General features: G+C 49.0%; 15 protein-coding genes. 11 read left to right on the top strand and 4 right to left on the bottom strand.

What is annotated here, in order from left to right:
• The first annotated feature begins 89 nt into the window (after positions 1-89).
• From QQL65_RS03005 to QQL65_RS02985, 5 genes are read left to right on the top strand one after another with little or no spacing between them, the layout of a single operon-like run.
• Positions 90-482, top strand: coding sequence for a hypothetical protein (locus QQL65_RS03005; RefSeq protein ID WP_284361929.1), 393 nt, complete (start codon positions 90-92; stop codon positions 480-482).
• The gene (locus tag QQL65_RS03000; RefSeq protein WP_284361928.1) at positions 479-913 is read left to right on the top strand and encodes a hypothetical protein; all 435 of its coding nucleotides are present in this window, start codon (positions 479-481) and stop codon (positions 911-913) included. Before QQL65_RS03005 ends, QQL65_RS03000 begins: the two co-directional genes overlap by 4 nt.
• Before the next feature lie 34 nt (positions 914-947).
• Positions 948-1,364 (top strand): hypothetical protein, encoded by a 417-nt coding sequence (locus QQL65_RS02995; RefSeq protein ID WP_284361927.1) that lies wholly within the window; start codon positions 948-950, stop codon positions 1,362-1,364.
• A 22-nt stretch (positions 1,365-1,386) separates the two neighbouring features.
• A complete protein-coding gene (locus QQL65_RS02990) occupies positions 1,387-1,779 on the top strand; it encodes a hypothetical protein (protein WP_284361926.1) in 393 nt (130 codons plus the stop codon).
• 32 nt (positions 1,780-1,811) lie between these two features.
• A complete protein-coding gene (locus QQL65_RS02985; RefSeq protein ID WP_284361925.1) occupies positions 1,812-2,228 on the top strand; it encodes a hypothetical protein in 417 nt (138 codons plus the stop codon).
• Here QQL65_RS02985 and QQL65_RS02980 read toward each other — a convergent pair.
• Positions 2,211-2,630, bottom strand: coding sequence for a MarR family winged helix-turn-helix transcriptional regulator (locus QQL65_RS02980; RefSeq protein ID WP_284361924.1), 420 nt, complete (start codon positions 2,628-2,630; stop codon positions 2,211-2,213). The genes QQL65_RS02985 and QQL65_RS02980 overlap by 18 nt on opposite strands.
• 144 nt (positions 2,631-2,774) lie before the next feature.
• Between QQL65_RS02980 and QQL65_RS02975 the strand changes: the two genes are divergently transcribed.
• From QQL65_RS02975 to hemH, 4 genes are all read left to right on the top strand, one after another.
• Positions 2,775-3,569, top strand: coding sequence for a creatininase family protein (locus QQL65_RS02975; RefSeq protein WP_284361923.1), 795 nt, complete (start codon positions 2,775-2,777; stop codon positions 3,567-3,569).
• A gap of 66 nt (positions 3,570-3,635) precedes the next feature.
• Positions 3,636-5,213: a HoxN/HupN/NixA family nickel/cobalt transporter gene (locus QQL65_RS02970; RefSeq protein ID WP_284361922.1), complete on the top strand. Its 1,578-nt coding sequence runs from the start codon at positions 3,636-3,638 to the stop codon at positions 5,211-5,213.
• Positions 5,214-5,401: 188 nt separating this feature from the next.
• A complete protein-coding gene (locus QQL65_RS02965) occupies positions 5,402-6,994 on the top strand; it encodes a bifunctional metallophosphatase/5'-nucleotidase (RefSeq protein ID WP_284361921.1) in 1,593 nt (530 codons plus the stop codon).
• A 200-nt stretch (positions 6,995-7,194) separates the two neighbouring features.
• Positions 7,195-8,220 carry a ferrochelatase gene (gene hemH, locus QQL65_RS02960; RefSeq protein WP_284361920.1) on the top strand — a complete coding sequence of 342 codons (1,026 nt, stop codon included), beginning with the start codon at positions 7,195-7,197 and terminating at the stop codon, positions 8,218-8,220.
• 26 nt (positions 8,221-8,246) lie between these two features.
• Here hemH and QQL65_RS02955 read toward each other — a convergent pair whose 3' ends face one another.
• Complete coding sequence (locus tag QQL65_RS02955) at positions 8,247-8,687, bottom strand: CopD family copper resistance protein (RefSeq protein ID WP_284361918.1); 441 nt, start codon at positions 8,685-8,687, stop codon at positions 8,247-8,249.
• Positions 8,688-8,872: 185 nt separating this feature from the next.
• Between QQL65_RS02955 and QQL65_RS02950 the strand changes: the two genes are divergently transcribed.
• Both QQL65_RS02950 and QQL65_RS02945 read left to right on the top strand, forming a co-directional pair.
• On the top strand, positions 8,873-9,832 hold the full coding sequence (locus QQL65_RS02950) for an SPFH domain-containing protein (RefSeq protein WP_284361916.1): 960 nt from the start codon (positions 8,873-8,875) through the stop codon (positions 9,830-9,832).
• A gap of 3 nt (positions 9,833-9,835) precedes the next feature.
• Entirely contained in the window at positions 9,836-10,285 is a 450-nt protein-coding gene (locus tag QQL65_RS02945) for an NfeD family protein (protein WP_284361915.1), read from the top strand.
• A gap of 52 nt (positions 10,286-10,337) precedes the next feature.
• Here the strand turns inward: QQL65_RS02945 and QQL65_RS02940 are convergent, their stop codons facing one another.
• Together QQL65_RS02940 and QQL65_RS02935 are read right to left on the bottom strand one after the other, a co-directional pair.
• Positions 10,338-11,195 carry an OmpA/MotB family protein gene (locus QQL65_RS02940; RefSeq protein ID WP_284361914.1) on the bottom strand — a complete coding sequence of 286 codons (858 nt, stop codon included), beginning with the start codon at positions 11,193-11,195 and terminating at the stop codon, positions 10,338-10,340.
• A 12-nt stretch (positions 11,196-11,207) separates the two neighbouring features.
• Positions 11,208-11,975, bottom strand: a complete 768-nt coding sequence (locus QQL65_RS02935; protein WP_284361913.1) for a motility protein A — start codon at positions 11,973-11,975, stop codon at positions 11,208-11,210.
• Between the last annotated feature and the right edge of the window lie 145 nt (positions 11,976-12,120).

The following is a 12,120-nucleotide window of genomic DNA, read 5'->3' as shown; positions in this document are numbered from 1 at the left end:
CTGCGTCTTGGAAGTAAAATTGCGCATTGCTTTGACAGTGCGATTGGATAAATTGGCAAGATATTTTGTTGATTTGGATTATGAACTTTATGGATTTATTGAGCGCATTTGGGCGCCACCTTAATAGAAAGACCGTTGCCCTGTTTGGCGTTGCTACAATCGCTGGGCCGTCTCTTGCGCTCGTCTTAGACGACCCGGTTTATTATTGGGATATGTTTTATTGTCTGACCTTCATGCTGGGTGCGTTGTTTATGGTTGCTATCCAATCGGCAAACAAAGCGGCCGAACATCCAGTTGTGGGCGCGAAATGGGGCGTCGGCTTCGTCTTCTTTTTGGCGATGCTTGCAGCAAGCTTCTTTTTCAATCACCCGGCATCTAGCGTAGGCACCAAACTCGTTTATTTGACATTTGGCGTTTTGTTGCCTGGTTCTTTATATTCAGCGACAAGTTGGGTTCTGAAAAAGCGGGATGGTGGTATTTGAATTTTCAGACAAGGTTCGCAGAGCACTTTTTTCATCGTGCCAACTGGTGGCTTATCGCTGTGTTGGTTTGGTTTGCCATTCACTGGCGGTTCGATTTTGCCTTCGACATGGGTGAGGCGCGTGACGCCCTGCCGCCTATCATTTTGCTGTTGAGTTATTTCGCCTTGTCGCCAGCTTTCTTTTTCGCACTTGCGGGTGTTGATCCATATGCCGCTTCACGCAGTTGGGGTTATTTGGTGGAAGCAAGATGGCCCGTTTATGTGCTCGATCACATCGTAAATCTGATAACGCTCACTTGGCTATATTGGTTGCTTGACGCGCCGTTAGGGTGGGGGTTGTTTTTGCCGCTGACACAAACGGTTTATTTGGTCTTTTACGCCGCGCGCGGCTATCTTCGCCGCATCGCATATTACAAGTTTGAAGATGAATGATATGAGATTTCGAGAATTGTTTTGGGCGCATTTGATGCAAGGTCATTCGCGAGCATTGTTTTATTTCAACATACTGGGGTTAGCAGCTTGTTCGCTTTTTTTGGTGGTTGCCTTTCCTTCAGAAGACATCTTTGCATTGCTATTCAGCTTTGCACTCTGGTCGCTGTGGTTAACGCTTAGCACTCCATTGATATATGCATTGGTTGAGGTGCCTGTCGATCATCCCAAGAGGCATTATGCATATTATGCTCGCGCCAGTTGGACGGTGCTTGTTTTGCATCAAGTTGCCACAATTGCTGTCGGTGGAATTTGGTTCTGGGGAATGGGCTTTTTTGACCAATATGCACCGATCTACACATTTTCACTGCTTGGGGTGATGGCAATAATAGGGCTCGGGATGACCACATATTATCACCGCAAATATTTCGGGGTTCCGCTCGATGCGCTTTAAGGAACTGTTTTGGGCGCATTTGATGCACAAAGAGATGCGCTGGATAAACGCAGCAGTTCTTTTGGTTGTCGTCTCGCTGGGCGTCGCTGTTGTCTGGCCGGAAAGTGCCATGACGCTAGGGTTGTTTTTGGGGTTGTCATTTTTCTTGGTGATGCTGGTCGTGCAAGTGCCTTACTTTTACGCGCGAGCTCAAGTGCCATTGGACGCTGAGAGTAGAGGTCTTCACTATTATTACAATGCGCCTTGGCGTGTATATCTTTCGCAGCAAATCGCTTTGATGTGTTTAAGCATTTTGTTTTTGGTTTGGGTGCGCAACCCGATATGGCCGCGAATGGCGTTGGTTATTGCTGTCCTTATTTTGGGCTTTGCGGTGTGGCGGTTTTTCAAACTTCTAACACGGAAGAAGTCAGTTTAGTTTTTGTATTTTTTTGGTGGTCTGAATATTGAATGGATAAGTTGTTGCTAGGCATCGATGGAGTTCGTCTCTGGCATTGGGGTGTATCGCTTTTGCCAATCACCGTTTTTGCGCTTTTGAACGGAAATGAAGCATGGATGAAAGCCCAATTGCAGGTTGGATTTTTGGTTTTGTCGGTTGGCATCGTTTTCCGAATGGCCAGGGAGCTAAAGCGCCTGGTTATGCGCGCTGAGCTATCTGACAGACAAGCAAAGCTTCTGTCGGATTTGATTGATTTGGGAAAGTTTGTGTTTGGCGTGGGGGCGTCAGTCTTTGCGTTAAACGAAAGTGAGATTTCCGGTTCAGAGTTCCCAATTGCCGTGTTGGCGTTGCTGGCCTCACTTGCGATCCTTGTGGGGACGAGTTTGCTGTTTCACCGAGTGCAAGAGAGCTCAAAAACTGTCCGCTAGCTTGTGCAGTGCTTTTTTGAGCTTTTTGTTTTTCTTGGGCTTAAGTTGGGCGCGCAACTGTTTGTCGAGCGTGCGCCAATGATGTTCGAGCGCATCGATTAGGCGTTGGCCCCCATCGGTTAATGTCACGTCCAGATCGTCTCCATTTTGGGATGGAGTGCAGATGATGAGACCAGCATTTTGGAAACGGAACAATGTGGTGCGCAGGGATTGCTTGTCTAACCCCAATTCAAACATCATTTCGGAAAACTCTGTTTCTGGATTGCCATTGAGCCACAACAAAATCGCATCATCGCCGGGCACAAGACCAAGTTCGCGCAAAGGTGCGATGGCGGCTTGACGGCTTAGGGCGCCGGCTTCAATGAGTGCGAACAGCAATGTATTTTCGGTTTTCTTGGCCATAATTATTTGTAGCGCAATCGAATTTGCAATTGAAATCAAGGCTTAGACTATCGTTAATCGGTTAATTTCAACTGACCCGCTTTGCAAATGATGGAATAACTGCGAAAACCAAAGTAAAGCGATTTGGGCGGAGTGAACAATCTAATGCCAGTCTTTAATCTGATGGATTTAAAGCGCGATGAATTGGCTGCGCTAGTTGACGAGCAAACCATTGGTGTGCTGCCCGTTGCCGCAATCGAGCCGCATGGTCCCCATTTACCGCTTTCGACAGACTGTGACATTGCACAAGGTCATCTACGCGCTGCGCAATCAGCTGGCTGTGCAGCAAATGTGTTGGTTTTCCCAATACAGCAAATTGGAGCCAGTGACGAACATGACCACTTCGTAGGTACGCTAAGTTTTGATGCGGATCAGCTTTTGCAAAACTGGTATGAGATCGCAGCGCGGTTTTATGCCTGGGGAGGGCAGCGATTGATCATCATGTCATCGCATGGCGGGAACAGTGCGGTTGTGGACCAGTTGATATTGGCACTGCGGCGCGATTTTGAGATGCTGGCAGTATCGTCGGCTTGGTTGCGCTTTGGTCAGCCAGAAGGCTTGTTTGACGCCCATGAGCGCAAATATGGCATTCACGGCGGTGACATCGAAACCTCTTTGATGTTGCACTACGCGCCAGACAAGGTGGATATGGATAAAGCACGAGACTGTGCGAACTCGCTTGGCGAAATCGAGGCGCAAAGTAAACATCTTACTGGTTTTGGCAAACACCGTTTTGGCTGGATGAGTGACGATCTGCATGAAGAAGGTGTGGTCGGCAATGCGAAGGCAGCGACGGCTGAAAAAGGTGCCGCGAGTGCTGCACATGCCGTTGAGGGCTTTTTTGAACTTGTTGAAGACGTGGCGAAATTTGACCTGTCGCGTTTTGAAAATAAAGAATGACGCGTTGATGCCGCAATTGGTGTTTATGCGGCATTTGAACAAAGATGAGCCGGGGCAAATGGTTTTATGTTGCGCATAATCGCAGTGATTTTGATGGTGCTGACCGGTATTGGCGGCGCTTTTGCTCATCCGCACATTTTTATCGATGCACGTGTTGTTATTGCGTTCAATGATGCGGGGCAAATCACCGGTCTTCGCCAAGCATGGACCTTTGATGCGCTTTATTCGGCCTGGGCGATTCAGGGCCTAGATGAGAATGAAGACGGCACGGTAACCAGCGACGAGTTACAGCCCTTGGCCGACGACAACATGCTCGGCCTCAAGGAGTTTGACTATTATACTGTTGCTGGTTTGTCGGGTGGTGAAAATGTTAAATTTGCGACCGGGCGCGATGCGCGAATGGAATATGATGGTACCAATCTACAATTGGCATTTGCGATAGACTTTGAGCAAGCCATTGCTCCTACGTCTGACGTTGAAATTGAGGTTGCAGATCCAGAATACTATTCCGCTTTTCAGTTTGCTGAAGGGGATGCGGTCTATTTCGACAATGCGCCCGAGGCCTGTTCGGCGGAGGCCAATGGACCACGCCCAATCGATCCCGAGATCGAAGAACGCTTGTATGCGCTAGGAACCGATGTGCTCGAGTTGCCTGCAGATTTAGCGCAAGCGGTCAAAGATCTTTCAAACATCATTATAGTGCGTTGTGATGGCACAAATGTTGGCGCCGTGACGCCCGTTGTGAGTGAAAAGCCAAAGGGGTCTCCTTTTGTGGCGCCGCCGCAAGAGCCGAACATTGGCGGACAAACCACCGGGTTTTTTGGCTGGATCAACGTGCAGCAAAAGGCATTCTATCGCGCGCTTACTGACAGTTTGGCGCGCATGCGCGCGGATGGAAGTGCGTTTTGGGTTTTGGGTGGCCTGAGCTTTCTATATGGCATTTTCCATGCCGCCGGGCCCGGGCATGGCAAGGTTGTTATTTCATCATATATGCTGGCGAATGAAAGCGAACTCAAGCAGGGAATAGCGCTGAGTTTTGCTACCGCCTTGATGCAATCCATCGTTGCAGTGTTATTTGTTTTGGTTGCGGCAAGCGTGCTGCAATTGACCAGTTTTGCCATGTCGGACGCGGCGCATTGGATGGCCGTGAGTTCTTATGGTTTGGTGATGTTGCTTGGCCTTTGGCTTATCTGGCGGAAGCTATTTAGTAAGTCAAAGCATGCCCATGTGCACAATCATGACCACTCTGACCATCACCATGATCATGACCACGATGCTGAGCATTGCGAACATTGCAACCACGCACCGGACCCAGAGCAATTCCGAGCAAAGCCTTGGCGCGAGCAAGTCGGGTTGGTGGTTTCTGTCGGGTTGCGCCCCTGTTCTGGCGCTTTGGTGGTCTTGGCTTTTGCGCTGAGCCAACAACTGTTGCTAGCCGGCATTGCAGCGACTTTCTTGATGGGGCTTGGCACCGCGATTACGGTTTCTGCACTTGCGGCGGTTGCCGTCTACTTCAAGAGCTTTGCAAAGTTGCGGGCCGAAGCTGGTGGGCGCGTGTGGTCGGAGGTTTTCGCAACAGCAGAATTGGCCGGTGCTTTTGTGGTTTTTGGGTTCGGCGCGATCTTGCTTTACTCGTCATTTTGATCCAATTCGATTTGTCCAAATGGTCTAATTTTGTGCTGGCCACTGTCACAAATCTGTCATAAGCTCTAGTGCAAGCCAGTGTCTGTGGGAGGAACGGCGCGCACAAAAATCATCGCAAATTGTCAAAAATCTGCCATGAGGCGCGGCCTATAAGGGGCTGGTTGAATTTTATTTGGAGGCTCATAAAAATGAAGAAAAAAGCACTCGCGCTTGCGCTTGGTACCTTGATGGCCAGTGCCACGGCGCCAGCATTCGCAGATTATACGCTAAGTATTTTGCACATTAATGATGTTCACTCGCGCATACAGCCGATCAACAGATTTGATTCAGGTTGTCGTCCATCTGATAATGCCGAAGGTAGCTGCTTTGGCGGTATGGCGCGTGTTGCCACCGCAATTGATACGCGCCGTTCTGCGCTAGAGGGCGCTGGCAAGAATGTTATTACGCTCGACGCTGGCGACCAGTTCCAAGGTTCCTTGTTCTATACAACGTACAAAGGTTCTTTGGCTGTTGAGTTGATGAACATGATTGGTTTTGATGCCATGGCCGTGGGTAACCACGAGTTTGACGATGGTCCGGAAAAACTTGCAGAATTTGTTGACGCTGCGGATTTCCCTGTGTTGTTTGCCAACACCAATTTGGCGAATGAGCCATTGTTGGCCGGCAAAATTCCATCACACATCATCAAAGAAGTTGGCGGCGAGAAGATCGCAATCATTGGTGTACTCGCAGAAGATACTGCAGAAACATCTTCACCGGGCAAAAACGTCCCGTTCATTCAAGCTGAAGACATTTTGAAAAAGCTTGTCACCCAGCTCGAAGCTGATGGCATCAACAAGATTATTTTGCTGTCTCACGTTGGCATCAACCGCGATATGGAAATCGCAGCGGCTGTTGACGGAATCGACGTGATTGTTGGCGGACATTCTCATACATTGTTGGATGAATATCCAACAGTTGTTGATGCGCCAAACGGCAAGCCTGTCCAAATCGTTCAAGCATATGCTTACTCAAAATATTTGGGTGAGTTGACTGTTACTTGGGACGATAATGGCGATGTAACCGAAGCTGAAGGTCAACCTTGGTTGTTGGATGCACGTGTTCCTGAAAACAAGGAAATGCTTGCGCTGATTAATGAAAAAGCTGCGCCTTTGGAAGAGATCAAAGCCAAAGTAGTTGGTGAAACAACGGACATAATTGATGGTGATCGTGCGAATTGCCGCGCTAAAGTTTGTTCAATGGGCGTATTGGTAACTGAAGCGATGCTTAATCGTGTACAGGACCAAGGTGTGAGTATCGTTATCCAAAACGGTGGTGGTTTGCGTGCATCAATTGATGCTGGCGAAATCACTATGGGTGAAGTGCTTACTGTGTTGCCATTCCAAAACACGTTGGCGACATTTGAACTTAAAGGTGCAGACGTTATTGCAGCGCTGGAGAATGGTCTAAGCCAAGTTGAAAATGGTGCAGGTCGATTCCCACAGGTTGCAGGTATCAGATATGTTTGGGATCCTAAGGCAGAGCCAGGCAGCCGTGTCGTGTCTGTTGAAGTCCTGGGTGATGAAGGTACATATGGTCCGCTGGTTGAAGACGCAACATATGGCGTAGCGTCAAACAACTATATGCGTGGCGGCGGCGACGGATACAGTGTCTTTGAGACAAAAGGTATGAACGCCTACGACTATGGTCCGGGCCTCGAAGATGTTGTTGCTGAGTACATTGCTAAACTTGGCGGCGCATATACCCCGATGGTTGATGACCGCATTCGTGCTGTAGAATAGTCACTGCACTAAACAAATTGTTGCAAAAGGGCGATCCATTGGGTCGCCCTTTTCGTATTTGCTTTTAGGAATGTACCCACTATGTTAGGCGGCGAAGGTTAGGGGATATCTGCGACAATTCGAACACTGCATTTTGCTGTGTGCGTCTTTATGTTGTGGCCACCTAGCGGACGCCGAACCATAAAGAATAATGAGGCAAAATGTCGTCGCATCTCCCAAAAGATCATCCAGCAGTGCAACCCAAGAAAATAGGGGTGTTGCTTTTAAATTTGGGCACGCCAGATGCCACAGATTATTGGTCCATGCGCCAGTATTTGAAAGAGTTCTTGTCGGATAGCCGGGTGATTGAAATTCCAAAGTGGATTTGGTGGCCGATACTGAATGGTATCGTTCTGACGGTTCGTCCCAAAAAATCGGGCGCCGCGTATGACAAAATTTGGGACTATGAAAATGGCGACAGTCCGTTGCGCGTGATTGCTAAGAGGCAGGTCGAAAAATTGCGCTCAAGTTATGCTGACCAGCCAAATGTGGTTGTTGATTATGCCATGCGTTATGGCAATCCATCGACGCAATCGAAATTGGAAGAGCTGCAAGCACAAGGGTGCGACAAGATCTTGCTTGTGCCGCTGTATCCGCAATATTCAGCGGCCACCACGGCCACGGCAAACGACAAGGCGTTTGACGCGCTTAAGCAATTGCGTTGGCAACCAGCGGTGCGAACCGCACCTGCCTATTTTGAGAATGATGCATATGTGAGCGCACTTGCAAAATCGATTGAACAGGGTCTGGCGAATTTAGATTTTGAACCTGATCTGGTGATCACCTCATATCACGGCGTGCCCAAAAGCTATTTGATGAAGGGCGATCCCTATCACTGCCAGTGCTATAAATCGACACGTCTGGTGCGCGAAAAGCTTGGATGGCCCGAAGACAAGATGATGGTTACGTTCCAGTCTCGTTTTGGTCCGGAAGAATGGCTGCAACCTTACACCGACAAAACGTTGGAAGCGCTGCCCGAAAAGGGGATCAAAAAGATAGCGATCCTTACGCCTGGATTTTCTGTTGATTGTCTTGAAACGCTTGAAGAAATTGCGATGGAAGGCAAAGAGGAATTCATGGAAGCGGGCGGCGAGGAGTTTGCCTATATTCCGTGCCTCAATGATTCTGAACTAGGTATGGACGTGATTGAAGACGTGGTAAAGCGCGAACTTGCCGGCTGGCTCTAAGCTATCGGTTGGTTCCACGCCCTATTTCACCAGGTGAAATAGAACATGCCTTTTGCAAGGATCACGATTAACACCATGTGGGTGAATACGCTGATGTGAGTTAGCTGGAACTTCTTTGAGTTCATGCACCCATTTTTGGCATTGGTGAGCGCCCACACAAAATGGCCGAGCACGCTTAGGGCTAGTGCGATTTTGAGGCTTAGTAGGATCGAAAAACTGTCCTGCCATAGAACGCCCATGCCCTGAAATTGGGTGTAGCCTAGATATCCACCTGACAGAAACAGGGTGCCAACGATATATGGCATAATTTGTCGTGCACGTTTGACCAGACCGGTTTCGATTTCCACCATCGTGTTTTCGGTTATGTGTTGGCGCATACCCTCTAGGATAAATACTTCAAAGAATACCACGCCGATAAAAGCAGTGGCGCAAAAAAGGTGAATAATCAGGGCAATTGGATATAGCATCTGGGCCACTCGTGATGGATATTTAGGTTGTTTTGCTAAATATGATTATAAAAATCAAGATAAAAATGATCTAGGTCAAACACCATGCAAGAAGGGGCGCGATTTTGGGGGTTCAACATTGCTTTTCTTGATAAAACCGCTCATTGTCCCCACATGTTTGGAAAATTGATTTTTGGGAGAGTGTGATGGACGGTTTTTCGATTGCAATCATCGTAGGCGCCGTACTGGTAATATTGGTCCTTGTTGCAGGCGTGAAGACCGTGCCGCAGGGTTTCAATTATACAGTTGAACGGTTTGGCCGATATACGCGCTCACTGAAGCCTGGTTTGAATCTCATTATTCCTTTTGTTGATGGCGTTGGCCGAAAGATCAACATGATGGAGCAGGTGCTCGATGTGCAGCACCAGGAAGTGATCACCAAAGATAACGCAACAGTTACTGCAAATGGCGTTACTTTTTATCAGGTTATGGATGCCGCTGCCGCGTCATATGAAGTGAATAATCTTGAGCACGCGATCCTTAATCTCACCATGACCAATATCAGAACGGTAATGGGTTCTATGGATTTGGATGAACTTCTTTCCAATCGCGAAGAGATCAATGCGCGCTTGCTCAATGTCGTCGATGCCGCGGTGTCACCTTGGGGCGTAAAAATCACGCGCATCGAGATTAAGGACATTGATCCACCAAAAGACTTGGTCGAATCCATGGCTCGCCAAATGAAAGCCGAGCGCGAAAAACGCGCGACCATTCTTGAAAGTGAAGGTCGTCGCCAAAGCGCGATTTTGGAAGCTGAGGGTGAAAAACAAGCTCAGGTTCTAGAAGCGGAAGGGCGTAAAGAGGCCGCGTTCCGGGATGCGGAAGCGCGCGAGCGGGCGGCGGAAGCGGAAGCAAAAGCGACACAGATGGTGTCCGAAGCAATCGCGTCAGGCGATGTGCAGGCGGTGAATTATTTCGTTGCCAACAATTACATCAAAGCGTTGGAAGGTATCGCCAAGTCACCAAACCAAAAAGTGTTGATGATGCCGCTTGAGGCGGCCAGCGTGATCGGTGCCGTTGGCGGTATTGCAGAAATCGCGCGCGAGGCATTTGGAGGTGACAAGCCAAAACGGCAGCCCGGGCGCGTGCCAAACTCGGAGAGTTAAGACATGGATTTGATGGCGCTAATTGCTGAATATGGCGGCTGGTCTTGGATTATTGGTGGGTTCATTTTGCTTGCCATTGAACTGGTGGTGCCCGGCGGCGTATTTGTCTGGTTTGGCGTTTCTGCTGTGCTGGTGGGGTTGGCAACGCTCACCCAGGCGTTCAATTGGCAAACGCAGTGGATTTTGTTTGCCGTTCTGTCGGTGGCAAGCGTTGCGATTTGGACGCTATACTTCAAGGGGCGTAAAGACGCATCAGACCGACCTTTTTTGAATGCACGAAACCAAAAATTGGTTGGTCAAACTTTCAGGCTCGACGAGCCGATTGTCGATGGTAAAGGGCGGTTGAAGGTTGAAGATAGTTTTTGGCGCGTAACTGGGCCCGATCTTGAAAAAGGAACCAAAGTTACCGTGGTCTCTGTTGAGGCGACCGTGTTGAAAGTTGAAGCGTCTTAAGCGCAATGGAATGAATAAGAACAAAGAAACGGCGCCATAAGGCGCCGTTTTTTTATGGTTTTAATTCAATTGGCACTGGCGGGCTTTCCTGCATCACGAGGATCGAGATGCGGCGGTTGGCCGAAAGATAGGGATCGTTCGGGAATAGAGGGTCAGCATCGCCTTTGCCGACGACGGAGAAAATCCGTTCAGATGGCATGCCAAATTCTTCCATTAGGCGACGCACGACATTTGCACGATCAGACGATAGCTCCCATGGTCCATAGGCTGCTGTCTGATAAGACGCGCCGGCGGCGGTGTGGCCAGTGACTCGAATTTGGTTCGGCAAGCTTTTCAAAATAGGTGTCATGATCGCAATAGCCTGACGGGTGGTCTCATAAGGGTACTTTGACCCTTCGGGGAACATGGTGCGGCCTTCTTGATCCACAATTTGAATGTGCAAGCCTTCTTCGGTTTCTTCGATAAGCAAATTATCCGCAACGAAGGTGATTTCGGGCAACTCCTGCCATGCTTGGCGCAATGTTGTCGTTGCTAGCGCAAATTGGCGTGGGATCTCTACATCGGATTTTTCGATGTCGTGCGTGTTGGCTTCCGGACCTTGTTTGGAGCGATCATTGTGTTTAACTTCGGCAAACTCTGTCTGAGTATTCTGCTCGTCAAGTGTCAGCGACTTGACAAAGTCGCGCTGCGGGTTGCCATCGCGTTCGATAATCCCGGCACGGGCTTGAATCTTGATCACCCCAAATGCTTCTTTGATTGATCCAGCGACCACCTGAAGTTTTTCGTCGTCCTGAATTGAAAAAGAAATAATCAAAACAAAGAAACACACCAAAATGGACATCAAGTCGGCAAACGTCACCAGCCATTCTGGGATGTCACTGCCGCCTGCTGCTTTTTCTTTCTTGGCCATCTTTGCTTCCTATTAAGCCGCTTCGTCCAGTGACTCGCGTTGCTTCTCTGGGAGGTAAGCGGTAAGCATTTCCTTGATGAGGGCAGGGCTCTTGCCATCGCGGATAGACATAATGCCATCAATAACGAGCGTCTGGTTGATATCCTCTGTAACCAGTTTTGCTGATAATTTGTCGGAAATAGGCAAGCAAACAAGGTTGGCAAGAACCGCGCCATACATTGTGGTCAAAAGAGCAACCGCCATCGCGGGACCAATGGCGGATGGGTCTGACATGTTTGCAAGCATCTGCACCAGACCAACAAGCGTTCCGATCATCCCGAATGCAGGTGCTGCATCGCCCAATGACTTAAAAACACGCTGCCCTTCTGAAAGGCGCGTAATGTATTGATCGCGCTCAAGTTCCATCGTCTCGCGGATAAAAGCAGCGTCGTAGCCGTCAGCAATATACTGGGCACCTTTTTTCAAATTCGGCTCTTCAACTTCAACATTCTCAAGACCTAGTGGACCGTTCTTACGAACAATGTCACCCATTTCAGCGATCTGCTCGATCAGTTCACGAGGGTCGACCTTTTTATGAGTGAACGCCACCTTGCCACCAGTTGAGAAAGCGGTGACGACACCAGCCAAGGGAAAGCGAATAAGTGTTGCGGCGATGCCGCCGCCCACCACGATCATGATCGAAGGCGGATCAACGAATTGCGAAAACGAGCCGCCCATAAAAATCGCAGCAGCGATAAAGCCTGCACCGGCGAGCATGCCAAGAATTGTGGCTAAATCCATTAGACCCTACTCCTTACTGCAGCCCATTTACGGATGGGCGCTAGGTCAATTACGTGAGGGCAGTTTAGCGCGTTAAGGCTAATCAGCTGTTAATGGGGGACGGGGCTTGGATCACGTTTTGCAACACATGTTTGTGATGCAACCT

This window comes from Maritalea porphyrae (genome assembly GCF_030159895.1).
Taxonomy (GTDB): domain Bacteria; phylum Pseudomonadota; class Alphaproteobacteria; order Rhizobiales; family Devosiaceae; genus Maritalea; species Maritalea porphyrae.
The sequence above is the reverse complement of the archived record's forward strand: the minus strand, read 5'-3'. Positions and strand labels throughout refer to the sequence as shown.

Bases quoted from the DNA above. Each gene is read 5' to 3' on its own strand.
- QQL65_RS03005 (WP_284361929.1), top strand. From the start codon at position 90: ATGGATTTATTGAGCGCATTTGGGCGCCACCTTAATAGAAAGACCGTT.
- QQL65_RS02995 (WP_284361927.1), top strand. From the start codon at position 948: ATGCAAGGTCATTCGCGAGCATTGTTTTATTTCAACATACTGGGGTTA.
- QQL65_RS02990 (WP_284361926.1), top strand. From the start codon at position 1,387: ATGCACAAAGAGATGCGCTGGATAAACGCAGCAGTTCTTTTGGTTGTC.
- QQL65_RS02985 (WP_284361925.1), top strand. From the start codon at position 1,812: ATGGATAAGTTGTTGCTAGGCATCGATGGAGTTCGTCTCTGGCATTGG.
- QQL65_RS02980 (WP_284361924.1), bottom strand. From the start codon at position 2,630: ATGGCCAAGAAAACCGAAAATACATTGCTGTTCGCACTCATTGAAGCC.
- QQL65_RS02975 (WP_284361923.1), top strand. From the start codon at position 2,775: ATGCCAGTCTTTAATCTGATGGATTTAAAGCGCGATGAATTGGCTGCG.
- QQL65_RS02970 (WP_284361922.1), top strand. From the start codon at position 3,636: ATGTTGCGCATAATCGCAGTGATTTTGATGGTGCTGACCGGTATTGGC.
- QQL65_RS02965 (WP_284361921.1), top strand. From the start codon at position 5,402: ATGAAGAAAAAAGCACTCGCGCTTGCGCTTGGTACCTTGATGGCCAGT.
- hemH (WP_284361920.1), top strand. From the start codon at position 7,195: ATGTCGTCGCATCTCCCAAAAGATCATCCAGCAGTGCAACCCAAGAAA.
- QQL65_RS02955 (WP_284361918.1), bottom strand. From the start codon at position 8,687: ATGCTATATCCAATTGCCCTGATTATTCACCTTTTTTGCGCCACTGCT.
- QQL65_RS02950 (WP_284361916.1), top strand. From the start codon at position 8,873: ATGGACGGTTTTTCGATTGCAATCATCGTAGGCGCCGTACTGGTAATA.
- QQL65_RS02945 (WP_284361915.1), top strand. From the start codon at position 9,836: ATGGATTTGATGGCGCTAATTGCTGAATATGGCGGCTGGTCTTGGATT.
- QQL65_RS02940 (WP_284361914.1), bottom strand. From the start codon at position 11,195: ATGGCCAAGAAAGAAAAAGCAGCAGGCGGCAGTGACATCCCAGAATGG.
- QQL65_RS02935 (WP_284361913.1), bottom strand. From the start codon at position 11,975: ATGGATTTAGCCACAATTCTTGGCATGCTCGCCGGTGCAGGCTTTATC.